The 15568-nt window shown below is 70.4% G+C and carries 16 protein-coding genes, 1 tRNA gene and 1 pseudogene; 8 read left to right on the top strand and 10 right to left on the bottom strand.

Going from position 1 to position 15568, the window contains the following annotated elements:
- Genes dnaJ through dnaK form a run of 3 tightly spaced genes read right to left on the bottom strand, consistent with a single transcriptional unit; the run spans nt 1 to nt 3722 of the window.
- Nucleotides 1–1173 carry a molecular chaperone DnaJ gene (dnaJ, locus tag ABD973_RS17055; RefSeq protein WP_125595494.1) on the bottom strand — a complete coding sequence of 391 codons (1173 nt, stop codon included), beginning with the start codon at nt 1171–1173 and terminating at the stop codon, nt 1–3.
- Between the two features lie 39 nt (nt 1174–1212).
- The gene (grpE, locus tag ABD973_RS17050) at nt 1213–1878 is read right to left on the bottom strand and encodes a nucleotide exchange factor GrpE (protein WP_125595495.1); all 666 of its coding nucleotides are present in this window, start codon (nt 1876–1878) and stop codon (nt 1213–1215) included.
- Nucleotides 1878–3722, bottom strand: a complete 1845-nt coding sequence (dnaK, locus tag ABD973_RS17045; RefSeq protein ID WP_125821618.1) for a molecular chaperone DnaK — start codon at nt 3720–3722, stop codon at nt 1878–1880. The genes grpE and dnaK overlap by 1 nt, the downstream gene beginning before the upstream one ends.
- A 289-nt stretch (nt 3723–4011) precedes the next feature.
- Between dnaK and ABD973_RS17040 the strand changes: the two genes are divergently transcribed.
- The 3 genes and pseudogenes from ABD973_RS17040 (at nt 4012) to ABD973_RS17030 (ending at nt 9106) form a co-directional block, all read left to right on the top strand.
- Nucleotides 4012–4584 (top strand): sugar transferase, encoded by a 573-nt coding sequence (locus ABD973_RS17040; protein WP_345500688.1) that lies wholly within the window; start codon nt 4012–4014, stop codon nt 4582–4584.
- Nucleotides 4585–4694: 110 nt separating this feature from the next.
- A pseudogene (locus tag ABD973_RS17035) lies at nt 4695–6911 on the top strand (heterodisulfide reductase-related iron-sulfur binding cluster); the annotation flags it as partial.
- A gap of 1253 nt (nt 6912–8164) precedes the next feature.
- A complete protein-coding gene (locus ABD973_RS17030) occupies nt 8165–9106 on the top strand; it encodes a Yip1 family protein (protein WP_345500686.1) in 942 nt (313 codons plus the stop codon).
- A gap of 92 nt (nt 9107–9198) precedes the next feature.
- Here the strand turns inward: ABD973_RS17030 and ABD973_RS17025 are convergent, their stop codons facing one another.
- Both ABD973_RS17025 and dcd read right to left on the bottom strand, forming a co-directional pair.
- Nucleotides 9199–9699: a phosphoribosyltransferase gene (locus tag ABD973_RS17025; protein WP_125603639.1), complete on the bottom strand. Its 501-nt coding sequence runs from the start codon at nt 9697–9699 to the stop codon at nt 9199–9201.
- Complete coding sequence (gene dcd, locus ABD973_RS17020; RefSeq protein WP_125603638.1) at nt 9696–10283, bottom strand: dCTP deaminase; 588 nt, start codon at nt 10281–10283, stop codon at nt 9696–9698. The genes ABD973_RS17025 and dcd overlap by 4 nt, the downstream gene beginning before the upstream one ends.
- Nucleotides 10284–10756: 473 nt before the next feature.
- Here dcd and ABD973_RS17015 point away from each other — a divergent pair.
- A tRNA-Gly gene (locus tag ABD973_RS17015) sits at nt 10757–10830 on the top strand.
- Between the two features lie 269 nt (nt 10831–11099).
- Here the strand turns inward: ABD973_RS17015 and ABD973_RS17010 are convergent.
- The gene (locus ABD973_RS17010) at nt 11100–11375 is read right to left on the bottom strand and encodes a GNAT family N-acetyltransferase (protein WP_345500680.1); all 276 of its coding nucleotides are present in this window, start codon (nt 11373–11375) and stop codon (nt 11100–11102) included.
- A gap of 346 nt (nt 11376–11721) precedes the next feature.
- Here ABD973_RS17010 and ABD973_RS17005 point away from each other — a divergent pair, with 346 nt between their 5' ends.
- The gene (locus ABD973_RS17005; protein WP_345500678.1) at nt 11722–12078 is read left to right on the top strand and encodes a hypothetical protein; all 357 of its coding nucleotides are present in this window, start codon (nt 11722–11724) and stop codon (nt 12076–12078) included.
- 74 nt (nt 12079–12152) lie between these two features.
- On the top strand, nt 12153–12350 hold the full coding sequence (locus ABD973_RS17000) for a hypothetical protein (RefSeq protein ID WP_125821623.1): 198 nt from the start codon (nt 12153–12155) through the stop codon (nt 12348–12350).
- A 61-nt stretch (nt 12351–12411) separates the two neighbouring features.
- Here ABD973_RS17000 and ABD973_RS16995 read toward each other — a convergent pair whose 3' ends face one another.
- From ABD973_RS16995 to ABD973_RS16985, 3 genes are all read right to left on the bottom strand, one after another.
- Nucleotides 12412–12594, bottom strand: a complete 183-nt coding sequence (locus ABD973_RS16995) for a CsbD family protein (protein WP_345500676.1) — start codon at nt 12592–12594, stop codon at nt 12412–12414.
- Nucleotides 12595–12962: 368 nt separating this feature from the next.
- Nucleotides 12963–13130 carry a hypothetical protein gene (locus ABD973_RS16990; RefSeq protein WP_164720783.1) on the bottom strand — a complete coding sequence of 56 codons (168 nt, stop codon included), beginning with the start codon at nt 13128–13130 and terminating at the stop codon, nt 12963–12965.
- 31 nt (nt 13131–13161) lie between these two features.
- A complete protein-coding gene (locus ABD973_RS16985) occupies nt 13162–13518 on the bottom strand; it encodes a PRC-barrel domain-containing protein (RefSeq protein WP_125821625.1) in 357 nt (118 codons plus the stop codon).
- A 284-nt stretch (nt 13519–13802) separates the two neighbouring features.
- On the opposite strand from ABD973_RS16985, the gene ABD973_RS16980 reads away from it, so the two are divergent.
- A complete protein-coding gene (locus ABD973_RS16980; protein ID WP_125821626.1) occupies nt 13803–14003 on the top strand; it encodes a hypothetical protein in 201 nt (66 codons plus the stop codon).
- A 63-nt stretch (nt 14004–14066) separates the two neighbouring features.
- A complete protein-coding gene (locus ABD973_RS16975) occupies nt 14067–14831 on the top strand; it encodes an alpha/beta fold hydrolase (protein WP_345500673.1) in 765 nt (254 codons plus the stop codon).
- Between the two features lie 10 nt (nt 14832–14841).
- Here the strand turns inward: ABD973_RS16975 and ABD973_RS16970 are convergent, their stop codons facing one another.
- Nucleotides 14842–15345 carry a DUF5994 family protein gene (locus ABD973_RS16970; protein ID WP_125821628.1) on the bottom strand — a complete coding sequence of 168 codons (504 nt, stop codon included), beginning with the start codon at nt 15343–15345 and terminating at the stop codon, nt 14842–14844.
- Nucleotides 15346–15568: the final 223 nt, after the last annotated feature.

Here is a 15568-nt window from a genome sequence, read left to right as displayed (position 1 = left end):
TCATGCTCCCTTCGCGGACTCGAACAGGAGGGCGCGCGGGTCCTCGGACCCGGTGGCGTCCCGGTACATCTCCAGGGCCTCGCGGGCCTTGTCGGACAGCTCCGCCGGAACCGCGACCTCCACCGTGACGAGCAGGTCGCCGCGGGTGCCGTCCTTGCGGACCGCGCCCTTGCCGCGGGCCCGCATCGTACGGCCGGTCGGGGTGCCCGGGGGCAGCTTCAGCGTCACCGCCGGGCCGCCCAGGGTCGGGACCTTGATGTCGGCGCCGAGGGCCGCCTCCGCGATCGTGACGGGCACGGTCACCGTGAGGTTGTCGCCCTTGCGGCCGAACACCGGGTGCGTGCCGACGTGCACGACGACGTACAGGTCGCCGGCCGGGCCGCCGCGCTCGCCCGGCGCGCCCTTGCCCCGCAGCCGGATCCGCTGGCCGTCGGAGACGCCCGCCGGGATCCGGACCTGCATGGTCCGGGAGGACTTGGCGCGCCCGCTGCCCTTGCAGACCTCGCAGGGGTTCTCCGCGATCAGGCCGCGGCCCTTGCAGTCCGCGCAGGGGTCGGTCAGCGAGAAGCCGCCGCCGCTGCCGCGGGAAACCTGGCCGGTGCCGACGCAGGTCGGGCACACGCGGGGCGTGCCGTTCTTGTCGCCGGTGCCCGAACAGGCCTTGCAGGGAGCCTGCGAGGACATCCGCAGCGGCACGGTCGCGCCGTCCACGGCCTCCGTGAAGGAGAGCGTGACCTCCGACTCGATGTCCTGGCCGCGGCGCGGCTGGGTGCGGGTCCCCGCACCGGCGCCGGCGCCGCGGTTGAACAGGCCGCCGAAGACGTCGCCCAGGCCGCCGCCGAAGCCGCCCTGGCCGCCCGCCTGGGTGCCCCCGAAGAGGTCGCCCAGGTCGAAGTTGAACGAGCCGCCGCCCGGACCGGCGCGGAAGCCGCCGTTCCCGAACAGCGCGCGGGCCTCGTCGTACTCCTTGCGCTTCTTGGCGTCGCCGAGGATGTCGTTGGCCTCGGAGATCTCCTTGAAGCGCTCCTCGGCCGAGGCGTCGCCCTTGTTGGCGTCCGGGTGGAACTCGCGGGCGAGCTTCCGGTACGCCTTCTTGATCTCGGCCTCGGTCGCGTCCTTCGGGACACCGAGGACCTTGTAGTAGTCCTTCTCGACGAAGTCCTTCGTGCTCATCCCCGGTGTCCCTCCTCTCGGATCCCTACATGGTGTGCGTCAGCCCTTGTCGGGGGCATCCGTGTCCTTGTCGGACGGCGTGTCGCCGTCACCGGACTCGGACTTGGCCGCGGGGGCCGCGCCCGGCTGGGGCTCGGCCACCGCGACCCGCGCGGGGCGGATCGTACGCTCGCCGATGCGGTACCCCGGCTGCAGGATCGCCACGCAGGTCGTCTCGGTGACGTCCGGCGCGTACGAGTGCATCAGGGCCTCGTGGATCGTCGGGTCGAAGGGCTCGCCCTCCTTGCCGAACTGCTGCAGCCCCATCTTGGCCGCGGCGGTCTCCAGCGACTCGGCCACCGACTTGAAGCCGCCGACCAGCTCGCCGTGCTCGCGGGCCCGGCCGATGTCGTCCAGCGTCGGGAGGAGCTCCGTCAGCAGGCTCGCGACCGCGATCTCCTTGACGGCGACCCGGTCCCGCTCCACGCGGCGACGGTAGTTCTGGTACTCGGCCTGGAGCCGCTGGAGGTCCGCGGTGCGCTCGCCGAGCGCGCTACGGGCCTGGTCCAGCTGCGCAAGCAGGGCCACATCCTGAGCCGTGTCCCCGGCCGGGGCCGCCTCGTCCTCCTTCTTGGAGGAGTCGGCGGCCTTCGGCTCCGCGTCGTCAGCGCCGGCGCCGGTGGGGACTTCGGGCTCCTCGTCGAAACCCGGGGTCTCCTCCGACATCAGGCAGCGCCGCCCTTCGGCTTCTCGTCGTCGACGATCTCGGCGTCGACGACGTCGTCCTCGGCCTTGGCCTGGCCCGCGTCACCCGCACCGCCGGCGGCCTGGGCGGCCTGCGCGTCGGCGTAGATGGCCTGGCCGAGCTTCTGGCTGACCGCGGCGAGCTTCTCCGTCGCGGTGCGGATCTCGGCGGTGTCCTCGCCCTTGAGCTTGTCCTTCAGCTCGGTGACGGCCGTCTCGACCTCGGTCTTGACCTCGGCCGGGACCTTCTCCGCGTTGTCCGCGAGGAACTTCTCCGTCTGGTAGACGAGCTGCTCGCCCTGGTTGCGGGACTCGGCGGCCTCCTTGCGGCGGAGGTCCTCCTCCGCGTACTGCTCCGCCTCCTGGCGCATGCGGTCGACCTCGTCCTTGCCGAGCGAGGAGCCGCCGGTGACGGTCATCTTCTGCTCCTTGCCCGTGCCGAGGTCCTTGGCCGTGACGTGCATGATGCCGTTGGCGTCGATGTCGAAGGAGACCTCGATCTGCGGGACGCCGCGCGGGGCCGGCGGCAGGCCCGTCAGCTCGAACATGCCGAGCTTCTTGTTGTACGCCGCGATCTCGCGCTCGCCCTGGTAGACCTGGATCTGCACGGACGGCTGGTTGTCCTCGGCCGTCGTGAAGATCTCCGACCGCTTGGTCGGGATGGTCGTGTTGCGCTCGATGAGCTTGGTCATGATGCCGCCCTTGGTCTCGATGCCGAGGGACAGCGGGGTCACGTCGAGGAGCAGGACGTCCTTGACCTCACCCTTGAGGACACCGGCCTGGAGGGTGGCGCCGATGGCGACGACCTCGTCCGGGTTGACGCCCTTGTTGGCGTCCTGACCGCCGGTGAGCTCCTTGACGAGCTCGGCGACGGCCGGCATGCGGGTGGAGCCGCCGACCAGGACCACGTGGTCGATCTCGGACAGCGCGATGCCGGCGTCCTTGATGACGTTGTGGAACGGGGTCTTGCAGCGGTCGAGCAGGTCCGCGGTGAGCTGCTGGAACTGCGAGCGCGTGAGCTTCTCGTCCAGGTGCAGCGGGCCCTCGGCGGAGGCCGTGATGTACGGCAGGTTGATCGTGGTCTCCGTGGAGGAGGACAGCTCGATCTTCGCCTTCTCGGCCGCCTCGCGCAGGCGCTGGAGCGCCATCTTGTCCTTGGACAGGTCGACGCCGTGGCCGTTCTGGAACTGCTTCACCAGGTAGTCGACGACGCGCTGGTCCCAGTCGTCGCCACCGAGGTGGTTGTCACCGTTGGTGGCCTTGACCTCGACGACACCGTCGCCGATCTCCAGGAGCGACACGTCGAAGGTGCCGCCACCGAGGTCGAAGACGAGAATGGTCTGGTCGTCCTTGTCGAGGCCGTACGCCAGGGCGGCGGCGGTCGGCTCGTTGACGATGCGCAGGACGTTCAGACCGGCGATCTCGCCGGCCTCCTTCGTCGCCTGGCGCTCGGAGTCGTTGAAGTAGGCAGGAACGGTGATGACCGCGTCCGTGACCTTCTCCCCGAGGTACGCCTCGGCGTCACGCTTCAGCTTCTGCAGGATGAAGGCGCTCATCTGCTGCGGGTTGAAGTCCTTGCCATCCAGGTTGATCTTCCAGTCAGTGCCCATGTGGCGCTTGACGGAGCGGATGGTCCGGTCAACGTTCGTGACCGCCTGGCGCTTGGCCACCTCGCCGACGAGGACCTCGCCGTTCTTGGCGAAGGCGACGACGGACGGCGTGGTCCTGGCACCCTCGGCGTTGGTGATGACGGTGGGCTCTCCGCCTTCGAGAACGCTGACGACGGAGTTAGTGGTGCCCAGGTCGATGCCGACCGCACGTGCCATTTCGATTCCTCCAGCTGACTTGAGTGGAACAGGCTCAAGAATGCCGTAACGCCGCGCTGGCGTCAACAGAGGTGAGTCGAGGGGGCTCAACCTTTAGGCTGCGCTTACGCTCAGGGCCGCCGCCCTGGGCCCCGCTCCCCGGACACTGCCTCAGCCCCGCCGGCGCTTGAGGCGCGGGGGTCTGGGGGCAGAGCCCCAGCCCGCCGGGCCGCGCCCGAACGGGTTCCGGAGGCCCCGCCGGGCCGCGCGGCGCAGCGGGGGCGCCGGGGGCCTCCGGCACGGTGCTGGCATGCCTCTGCTGACCACCCTCACCGCCCGGCCGGGGCCCCGGCCGCGGCCGCTCCGGATCCCTCTCCCGGCGCACTGGCCGGCCCGGCCGCCGGCCAAGCGGGTGTTCGACCTCGTCGGCGCGGCGGTCCTGCTCGCCGCGGCGGCCGTCCCGCTGCTGGCGGCCGCCGCCCTGCTGTACGCGGCGACCCGCGCACGGGTCCTCGTACGCGAACCCGCGCTCGGCCTCGGCGGCCGCCCCTTCCTGGCCTGGCGCCTGCGCACGGAGGACGCGGGGCGCGCGGGCGCGCTGGTCCGCCGGTGCGCGCTGGAGGGGCTGCCGCAGCTGCTCAACGTGGCGCGCGGCGAGATGTCGCTGGTCGGGCCGCGGCCCCAGGCCTGTACCGACCACCCGGAACGGCTGCTCGTACGTCCCGGAATGACCGGATTGTGGCAGGTCAGCACGCGTTCCGACCTCCCCTGGGAGGAGATGGCCCTGCTGGACCGGCACTATGTGGAGAGCCATTGGCTGGGGATGGATCTCGCGATCCTCGCGCAGACCCCTCGGGCGGCCTACCGACAGAGGCACGCCTGAGCGACACAGATCACCGCACGCTCACCTACAGTGCGGCGCGGGAACTGGGTAACCTCAAGCCTTGACTCAATAAGTTACCGCTTAGTAAGTCCCGCCCGAGGAGCCCTCCCATGCAACTCGCCGCGATCATCGTGTCGCTGGTCCTGACCGTGGTCGGCGTCGCGCTGATCGCCCGAGCCGTGGCGCAGATCTACCGGTTCGTGAAGCTCGGCCAACCCGTACCGGCGGGCAGCCGCACGGACCGCCCGAAGGACCGAACGCTCACCCTGGTCCGGGAGTTCCTCGGCCACAGCCGGATGAACCGGTGGGGGATCGTCGGCTTCGCGCACTGGTTCGTCGCGATCGGCTTCCTGACGCTGCCGCCCACCCTGGTGCAGGCCTTCGGCCAGCTCTTCCAGGCCGACTGGCTGCTGCCGATCGTCGGCGACTTCCTGCCCTTCGAGCTCTACACCGAGTTCATCGGCGTGATGACCGTCGTCGGCATCGTCGTCCTGATGGTGATCCGCCTGCTCAACCTGCCCTCGCGGGCCGGTCGCAAGTCGCGCTTCGCCGGCTCGAAGGCCTGGCAGGCGTACTTCGTCGAGTACGTCATCCTCACCATCGGCCTCGCGATCCTCGCGCTGCGCGGCCTCGAGGGCGCGATCCACGGCGTCGAGTCGTACGAGCCCGCGTACTTCGCCTCGTACCCGCTGGTGCTGGCCTTCAAGGGGCTCTCGATCAGCGGCATCCAGAACGCCATCTACTTCACCGCGATGGTGAAGATCAGCGTCTCCTTCATCTGGATGATCACGGTCTCGCTCAACACCAACATGGGTGTGGCCTGGCACCGCTTCCTCGGCTTCCCGAACATCTGGTTCAAGCGCAACGCCGACGGTTCGACCGCGCTCGGCGCCCTCCAGCCGATGACGAGCGGCGGCAAGGAGATCGACTTCGAGGAGCCGGGCGAGGACGACGTCTTCGGCGTCTCCCAGGTCGAGCAGTTCTCCTGGAAGGGCATCCTCGACTTCTCCACCTGCACCGAGTGCGGCCGCTGCCAGTCGCAGTGCCCCGCCTGGAACACCGGCAAGCCCCTCTCCCCCAAGCTCCTGATCATGTCGCTGCGCGACCACGCGCACGCCAAGGCCCCGTACCTGCTCGCGGGCGGCGGCAAGACGATGGAGGGCGAGGAGAAGGCGACCGCCGAGCAGCTGGCCGGAGTCCCGGCGGCGGCCCTGGCCGAGGCGGAGCGCCCGCTGATCGGCACGGCCGAGGAGAACGGCGTCATCGACCCGGACGTGCTGTGGTCCTGCACCACCTGCGGTGCGTGCGTGGAGCAGTGCCCGGTCGACATCGAGCACATCGACCACATCGTCGACATGCGCCGCTACCAGGTGATGATCGAGAGCGCGTTCCCGTCGGAGGCGGGCACGATGCTCAAGAACCTGGAGAAGAAGGGCAACCCCTGGGGCCTGGCCAAGAAGCAGCGCGTGGAGTGGACGAAGGAGGTCGACTTCGAGGTCCCGATCATCGGGAAGGACGCGGAGGACCTCTCGGAGTTCGACTACCTGTACTGGGTCGGCTGCGCCGGCGCCCTGGAGGACCGGGCGAAGAAGACCACGAAGGCCTTCGCCGAGCTGCTGAACATCGCGGGCGTCAAGTTCGCGATCATGGGCGGCGACGAGAAGTGCACCGGTGACTCGCCGCGCCGCCTGGGCAACGAGCCGCTGTTCCAGCAGCTGGGCCAGGAGAACGTGGCCATGCTGAACATGGCGTTCGGCGAGGACGACGAGGACCCGTCGACGAAGAAGCCGAAGTCGGCGAAGCGGATCGTCTCCACCTGCCCGCACTGCTTCAACACCATCGCGAACGAGTACCCGCAGCTGGGCGGCGAGTACGAGGTCATCCACCACACGCAGCTGCTCCAGCACCTGATCGACGAGGGCCGGCTGACGCCGGTGACGCCGGTCGACGGCCTGATCACGTACCACGACCCCTGCTACCTGGGCCGGCACAACAAGGTCTACACGCCGCCGCGCGAGATCATGTCCGCCGTGCCGGGCCTGCGCCAGCAGGAGATGCACCGCCACAAGGAGCGCGGCTTCTGCTGTGGCGCCGGTGGTGCGCGGATGTGGATGGAGGAGCGGATCGGCAAGCGCATCAACAACGAGCGCGTCGACGAGGCCCTCTCGCTGAACCCGGACATCGTCTCGACGGCCTGCCCGTTCTGCCTGGTCATGCTGACCGACTCGGTGAACGGCAAGAAGAACGACGGCCAGGCGAAGGAATCCGTCCAGGTCGTGGACGTGGCGCAGCTGCTGCTGGAGTCGGTGAAGGCCCCGGAGCCGACGGAGGAGGAACTGGCGGCACTGGCGGCGCAGGCCGAGGCCGAAGCCGCTGCCGCTGCCGCCGCGGAGGCCGAGGCGAAGGCGGCTGCCGAAGCCGCTGCCGCCGCGGAGGCGAAGGCCAAGGCGGAGGCGGAGGCCAAGGCGGCCGCCGAAGCCGAGGCGGAGGCCAAGGCGGCAGCCGAGGCCGAGGCGGAGGCCAAGGCGGCAGCCGAGGCCGAGGCCGAGACGCCTGCGGCGGAGGCGACCGCCGAGGACAAGGCCCCGTCCAAGGAGGAGGCTCCGGCCGAGGCCGAGGCGACGCCGAAGCCCGACGACCAGCCGGCCGCGAAGGCCGAAGCCGCCGACGAGGCGCCCGCGGCGAAGCCGACGGCGGAGGCCAAGGACGAGGCTCCGGCCAAGGATGAGCCCAAGGCCCCGGCGGAGGCCCCGGCAGCGGCTCCGGCCGAGGCTGAGACCGAGGACGCGCCCAAGGCCACGGCCGAGGCCCCGGCCGAGGCCGACGCCAAGCCCGCCGCGAAGCCCGCAGCTGCCGAGGAGGCCCCTGCGGCGAAGCCGGCGACCGAGGCGAAGGACGAGGCTCCCGCCGAGGACGAGCCCAAGGCCACGGCCGAGGCCCCGGCCCAGGCCGACGAGGCCCCTGCGGCGAAGCCGACGGCCGAGGCCAAGGACGAGGCTCCGGCCGAGCCCAAGGCCGCGGCTGAGGCCCCGGCCGAGGTCGATGCCAAGCCGGCGGACGCCGACGAGGCCTCTGCGGCCGCAGCGAAGAACGAGGCTCCGGCCGAGGCCGGGACCGAGGCGGCGCCGAAGGCGGGCTCCGAGCCGAAGGCCGAGGTCAAGGCTGCGGACGAGGACGACGCGGCGGAGGCCGGCAGGGGCGAGGCGAAGCCCGAGGCGGCGAAGTAGCCCCAGCCGAACAGCACGCACGCACGGAACGGCCGGTCCCCCTCCCTCGAGCTCGACGAGGGGGCCGGCCGTTCGGCGTGTCAGCCGTCGGTGCGGTTCCGGCGGAGCATCGCGAAGCCGGGGCCCGCCGCGCCCGTCGCGGCCATGCCACCGCCCGCGGCCGGTTCCCGAGGCCCCGGACCGGATACGTACGCATTCCGTCGGCTGCGTGACGAACCGCCACAGAAGCCCCCGCAACCGCGCAAAACACCCTCCCCCGGCTCCCCCTAGGGGATGTCACAGGTCAGCCGCAAAGGCCGCCCGTTCCGGCGGCCCGGCCACGGCCGCCCGGCGGAGCAGGTACTTTCGATCACGTGGCTGGATTCAGGATCGGACGCGGCAGGGACGACAACCACCCTCCGCAGCAACCCCCGCACACCCCGCGGCAGCAGCCGTACGGTCAGCAGCAGCAGCAAGCGCCGCAGGCACCGTACGGTCATCAGCCCTACCCGCCCGCAGGCCCACCGCCGCAGCAGCACTGGCCGGCCCAGGGCGGCGCGGGCGACCACGGCGAGCCGGAGTACTTCGACCCGTACTCCCAGCCGCGCCCGCACCCGCACGCGCACCAGCAGCCGCCGCAGGACCCGTACGCGGGCCGGCAGGGGGCCTCGTACGCGAACGACCCGGGGTACACCCAGGCCTTCTCGGTCGGCGAGGACCCGTACGGCCAGGGCGCGACGTACCAGGCGGGCGCGGCCCCCGCGGCCCCCGTCGGGCCGCGGCTGCACTGGAAGGACCTGCTGCGCGGCATCGTGCTGCGCCCGGGGCCGACCTTCCTCCAGATGCGGGACTACCCCGTCTGGGGCCCGGCGCTGCTGGTGACCTTCGTCTACGGCATGCTCGCGGTCTTCGGCTTCGACAAGGCCCGCGAGGACGCCATCAAGGCGACCCTCGGCCAGGTGATCCCGATCATCCTCAGCGCGGGCGTGGCCTTCGTCCTGTGCGGCATGATCCTCGGCGCGGTCACCCACACCCTGGCCCGGCAGCTGGGCGGCGACGGCGCGTGGCAGCCGACCGTGGGCCTGTCGATGCTGGTCATGTCGATCACGGACGCGCCGCGCCTGCTGGTGGCGGTGTTCCTGGGCGGCGACAACATGTTCGTGCAGGTGCTGGGCTGGGTGACCTGGCTGGCGGCCGGCGCGCTCTTCACCTCGATGGTGAGCAAGTCGCACGACCTGCCGTGGCAGAAGGCGCTGGGCGCGTCCGCGATCCAGCTGGTCGCACTGCTCTCGATGATCAAGCTCGGCACGCTCTGACAGCCGACGCACACGAAAGGGCCCGCCGCGCGACCGCGCGACGGGCCCTTCCCGTATCCGTGCCCGTACCGTGCCCGTGTCCGTCTCGCGGCTCAGGCGTCGAGGACCTGGCCCTCGCGCTTCACCACGGGCGGCTGGACCGACCAGGGGAACTCGATCCAGTCATCGGTGCGCTTCCAGACGTACTCGCACTGGACGAGGGAGTGGGACTTCTCGTAGATGACGGCGGACCGCACCTCGGCGACGTGGCCGAGGCAGAAGTCGTGGACGAGCTTGAGCGTCTTGCCCGTGTCGGCCACGTCGTCGGCGATCAGGACCTTCTTGTCCGTGAAGTCGATCGCCTCGGGGACGGGCGCGAGCATGACCGGCATCTCCAGCGTGGTGCCGACGCCGGTGTAGAACTCCACGTTCACGAGGTGGATGTTCTTGCAGTCGAGCGCGTACGCCAGGCCGCCGGCGACGAAGACGCCGCCGCGGGCGATGCTCAGGATGATGTCCGGCTCGTAGCCGTCGTCGGCGATGGTCTGCGCCAGCTCGCGGACGGCGCGCCCGAAGCCCTCGTAGGACAGGTTCTCGCGTACTGCGTCGCTCATGCTTCGTGCCTCACCTGGGTACGGTGGAAGTTCTGGAAGGAGCGCGAGGCGGTCGGCCCGCGCTGCCCCTGGTACCGGGATCCGTACCGCTCGCTGCCGTACGGGAACTCCGCGGGCGAGCTGAGGCGGAACATGCACAGCTGCCCGATCTTCATGCCCGGCCAGAGCTTGATCGGAAGGGTGGCCAGGTTCGACAGCTCCAGGGTCACGTGCCCCGAGAACCCGGGGTCGATGAATCCGGCGGTCGAGTGCGTCACCAGACCCAGGCGCCCCAGGCTGGACTTCCCCTCCAGTCTGGAGGCGATGTCCTCGGGGAGCGAGATGACCTCGTACGTCGAGGCGAGCACGAACTCACCCGGATGCAGGATGAACGCCTCGTCGCCCTCGGGCTCGACCATGCGGGTCAGGTCGGGCTGCTCGGTGGCGGGGTCGATGTGCGCGTAGCGGTGGTTCTCGAAGACCCGGAAGAACCGGTCGAGGCGTACGTCGATGCTGGAGGGCTGCACCATCGACTCGTCGAAGGGGTCAATGCGAACCCGTCCGCTGTCGATCTCGGCCCGGATGTCTTTATCAGAGAGAAGCACGTCCCGAGGATACGCAGAGCGCGCGGGCCACCCCCAATCGAGAAGGCCCCCCGCGCGCCCGCACTGCCCGTGTCCTGCCGCCCTACCGCTTGACGCCGCCGACGGGCACCGCGTGCCTCAGCCGCGCGCACCGCGGACACCGCAGCAGCCGCCCGGGCCCGATCCGTCCGGCACCGAGATGCTGCAACGGGAACGAAGCGGTGCTGAAAACATGCCCTTCGGCACAACGGACGACTGTGTGCTCCATCGAGTCCCTTTCCCCAACGAGCCGTAACGCGATGAATCGCCACATTAGGGGATGATCGGGACCCACTCCAGCCGCCGCTCCGCACCCCAACGGTACGCCCCAACTCCCGCCCCCACGAACCCTCCTGCGCCGCCGGGACGACGACGACCCCGACGGGAGAATTCACCGGGGGTCGATCATGGGGTACAGTGTGCAACGGTAGGGATCCAGACAACTGGACCACTGCGCGGATGTAGTTTAATGGTAGAACATGAGCTTCCCAAGCTTATAGCGCGGGTTCGATTCCCGTCATCCGCTCCACAGCAAAGCCCCAGGTCAACGACCTGGGGCTTGTTTGTTGTCTAGACCCATCGAGGCCCGCGCGCCCATCAGACACGTTCCTGGAGCTCTGCGATGCAGGGGCAGCAGGCGTACGTGGGGCCTCGGCGCCGCCGATACCGACCGGCCGACCCGCAGGACGCGGGCCACTTGCTGTCCGCAGTACAGCCAGCACACCCCGTAGACCCACTCGTTGCCATCGTCGGTAGTCGGCGCAGGTGGTGCCGTAAGCCTGGCCGGTCAGCACCAGCTCACCTGTCCTGCCCGCTGTCAGCAGCGGACAGGGGCGCGTCCGCCGGGGCTCCTTCGTCAGTGCTCAGGTCAAAGGTGCCGGTCGGTGCCCACTCGTGCTCCAGGATCGAGTAGGTGATCGAGTCCCGCCAGGCTCCGTGGACGAAGACGTGGTCGCGGATCCGCCCGTCCTCGGTCATGCCCGCCCGCAGGAGGGTGCGCGCGGATGCCTCGTTGAGCGGCGAGCGTGCGGCCCATATGCGGTGCAGGCCCAGGACCTTGAAGCCGAGCGTCACAGCATGTGGACGCTCTCCGTGCCGAGGCCCTTGCCCCACTCGGCCGGGTTCAGGGCGAAGCCGATGGTGGCCGCCTGCTGGGGTTCGGTCGCGAGGCGTGCCTAGCCGATCAGCCGGTGTTCACCGGCCGGGGTGATGGCCAGGAGGGCGGCGGTGTCCTCGGGTTCGACTTCGAGCAGCGCCAGGCGGGGGCCGGCCAGGTGGACTGGGGTCATGGCTGCGGAGCCTACCGGCGGGGTCATCGGACGAGGACGGACGTCGGGCTGGCCGTGAAGGCTTCGATCTCCTCGCGGAGGCCGGCCGCCGCCGCGCCTCGGCTTCGCCGGCCCTCGGCCTGCAGGGCGGCATGGACCCGCTGGGCGCTGCTGGTGATGCCGAAGTTCCGCTGCTCGATGGGGAGATCGAGTACCGGCTGGACGGCTTCGATGGCTCCCTCGATCTCGCCACGAGCGATGCGGGCGAGGGCGAGGTCGGTCTGCGCGCCGGCCTCGTCGCCGAAGGCCCATTCGTCCTCCGTGGCGGTGCGGTACGCGGCGACAGCGGCCTCGGACTGGCTCTCGCCGAGTGCGGGGTCCGCTGGATGGCGGCACGGGTGGCCTCGCCGTCGCCGAGGAGGGCGTGGGCGCGGGCGGAGAGACAGGCCAGCCAGACGCTGGTGGTGCCGCGGACGTTGCCTGCCGCACCGAGGCCGAGTGTGGCGTAGTCGGCGGCCTCGGAGGGGCGCCCGGCCCAGTAGGAGATGAGCGACTGCAGGGAACGGACCCAGGCACGCGTGGCGTGGTGGTCGGCGTTGTCGGCGCAGACGAAGGCGGTGCGGGCCTGCATCATCGCGGCGCTGGGGTTGCCCAGGTCGTGGCTGGCTTTGGCGAGCATGCCGGAGGTGATGCCGGCGAGCAGGTAGGGATCGCGGGCCTGCAGGGGCTTGACCCGGCCGTGCTCGAGGAGCCGGAAGGTGAGGTCCTGTACCTCAACTAGGTCGCCGAGCAAGGTCGGCAAGGCCAGCCTCGGGTAGGCGACGGTGAGCCGTCGCACTTCGTCATGGATCTGGCCCAGGGTCTCCGGACCGATGTTGCTGCCCGGCCTGCTTGGTGTTGCCCTTGATCTGGTCACCGCGGCCTTCGGCCCGCAGGTGCCAGCTGCCGGTCACGCGGCCGACGGTCTTCTTGGCGCCGCCCTTGAACGCCTCCGCCTTGTGCGCGATCTTCTTGCCGATACTCATCGGTGGCCACCCTTCGCTGGTCGACGGCGTCTTCGCGCCCCTGGTCGCCGGTGGCCGGCTCCCGGCGCGCGGTGCGTCCCGGGCGAGCGTGTGGCCGCGGCGTACCTCGGGCACCAGCCAGGAGAAGCCTCGGCCCGAACAGGCCACGGCCCCCTGGCTCTCCACGTCAGGACCGTCCTGCCCGGGGAGCCACAGGCAGAGGGCCTGTCCAACCTGGGAACCGGGGCTTGCATCACTCCGCAGAGCGGGGGACGTCGATCGTGCTGATCATCGTCGGCGCGACCGGAGGCATGCTGTACCCGGTCTCCGCCGGCGTACTGCTCCTGATCGCCGACGTGCTCCACCTCGCCGCGAGAGGGCCGGCCTCCTCAGCGGATGTTGCGGCGTCCGGAGCGGCGCCCGCGCATGCCCAGGCAGACCAGGGCCACCACGAAGACCAGGATGCCGATGAACAGCAAATAGAGCATTCCTTTGACGACAGCGCCGACGATGCCCAGCACCATCGCCACGACGAGCAGGATCAGGAAGACCTTCACGGCGTGGACACCTCCTCGAGCGAGTGGGGGCTCAGCGGCGGGCGAGCTGCCGCTCGCCGCCCGCACCGGGCCGGTAGGTGAGGCCGTAGTGCTCGAAGACGGCCGCCTCTTCCTCGGCGGGCAGGACGTCGTCCGTGCCGATCGAAGGGCTCTTCTTCACCAGCGCCTTGTCGTAGTCGACCTTGACGTACCCCGGCCCGACGATCGCGCCACCCAGCGGAACGAAGACCAGCCGGTGCCGGGTGGGCAGCCCCACCAGCACAGTGGCCATGGCCGGCTCGTCCGTGCTGGTGTCCACGTAGACGGCCTCCAGCGCGCCGATCCTGTGGCCGCCCGAGTCGACCACATCGTGGGTGCGCCACTCGCGAATGTCCGCCGCCTGGATCATCCTCAGGTCCCTTCGCACGATCACAGCCCGGCCGGTGCACCCCCTAGCCTGCCCCCGCCTGCCCGAGGAAACCAGCGCGGCACTCCGCAACAACGCGCCGCCCGTCACACCCGCCTGCCATTCGCCCGCCACGGCTGCCCTGACGGGGCGCCAGGTTGCGCCACGTCGGGGACGGGCGTCACCCGTGTGCGTCGCTTCGCAATCGACATGATGCAGACCGTCACTCTGCGTGTGAGCGTGATCCGAGAGGAATCCGTACCCACGCGTCAAAAGGAGTCGCAGTCATGGGCGGTACGTCGGACAAGCGTCAGGAGCCGGGCAAGGGACGCGAGGCACAGAGTCACCAGCGCCCCGGAGACCCAGCGCACCCTCAGCCGGGGAAGCAGTCTCGCAAACCGGGACAGAAGCAGGACCAGAAGGAGACCGGGCGCCGCCGCGAGGACGACCTGCTGCGCGAAGAGGACCTGCATGACGAGTCGCTTTGACGAGAGCGGCAGCCGACAGGAAACGCCCCGGTCGTAAGCGACCACCGATGAACAGGGGATGTTGTGACAGGACAGGTCGTTCCGCACGACGTACTCGGCACCGGCTCCGAACGAGCCCTCCTGCTGCACAACTGGTTCGGCGACCGGTCGAGCTTCGACCCGATGCGCGAGTACTTGAACGGGGACGCGTTCAGCTACGCGTTCCTGGACTGCCGCGGGTACGGCGAGGCGATGGACGCCGACGGCGCGTTCACGATGGACGAGGTCGCCGAGGACTCCTTGGCCGTGGCCGACCATCTGGGCTGGGACTCCTTCTCGGTCATCGGCCACTCCATGGGCGGCAAGGTGGCCCAGCTGATGCTGTTGGAGGCCCCGGAGCGCATCCGCTCGGTCATCGGCATCTCGGCGGTGCCCGCGTCCGGATTCCCGCTCGAGGGCGAGATGTGGGAGCTGTTCGCCGGGGCGGCGACGAATCCCGGAAACCGCAGGGCGATCATCGACAACACCACCGGCGGGCTGCACGACGACACCTGGCTGGACGCGATGGTGAGCCGCTCGGTGGGACGTTCCTCGGCGACGGCCTTTCGCACATACCTGGACTCGTGGGCGCGGGTCGACTTCCACGAGCGGGTGGAGGGCATCCCGGCCCCCGTCCTCCTCCTCGCCGGTGCGAACGACCCCGCGCTGGGACCCGAGGCCATGCGGGCCACCTGGATGCAGTGGTACCCGAACGCCCAGTTGGAGGTGCTCCCGAATACGGGGCACTACGCGCCAGAGGAGTCCCCCGAGGCGGCCGGCGCGGCCATCGAACGGTACCTCGGCAGCTGAGGCTTCAGGATCAGGCCGTCGGGTCGGCGGTGGCACCGTCGGCGGGTCCAGGTGTGGTGGCGATGAGGATCTGAGCCGCCTCGGTGATGTTGTCGGCGCGGACAGCGCGGGCCATCGCTTCGCGGGCGGCGTCGGCCGTGGTGTCCGGGGGAACGACCAGCAGGGCGAAGTGGTCGTTGGCGCCGCGGGTGATCAGGACGGTGTCGTCGCCGACGGGGTCGGAGTCGATGTGCACGACCTGGTCGTCGATGACCAGGCGGGTGGGGAGGCCGTTCCAGGCGGATGCGTCCACGCCCACACAGGTGATCGGCCCGAGATGCCCGGTCAGGACGCTGATCAGCGCGGGCAGCTCGGTCTCGATGTCGCGGGTGCGGGGCCACCACGCGCCGTCGAGGCGCCCCTCCCGGGACCGCTTCGTCTCCAGCCGCAGCAGCGCCGTGCCGGGTTCGACCGCCTGGTGGATCGCATCCGGCAGGAGCAGTGGCGGCCTGTGCGGAATGTCGGAGTCAGTCATGTGGATCCGCCCGTCTACGGGGTGCGGCCACGCCGCGTGGACGTCACCGAGCCGACCCGCGAGGCACGCGAGCTTGCCGTCGCTCCACGGTACTCCCGTCGCCCGCACCGCCGCTCTCCACAGCGCCCCCACCGGAAAATACCTGGTCAAACCGGCCATTACCCATCGAGCAGGCGTACAGTGGAAGCACCGGAGGTACTTCGCGCACCAGCGTCCACGCAGG

It is taken from the genome of Streptomyces racemochromogenes (assembly GCF_039535215.1).
GTDB classification, from domain to species: Bacteria; Actinomycetota; Actinomycetes; order Streptomycetales; family Streptomycetaceae; genus Streptomyces; species Streptomyces racemochromogenes.
The sequence above is the reverse complement of the archived record's forward strand: the minus strand, read 5'-3'. Positions and strand labels throughout refer to the sequence as shown.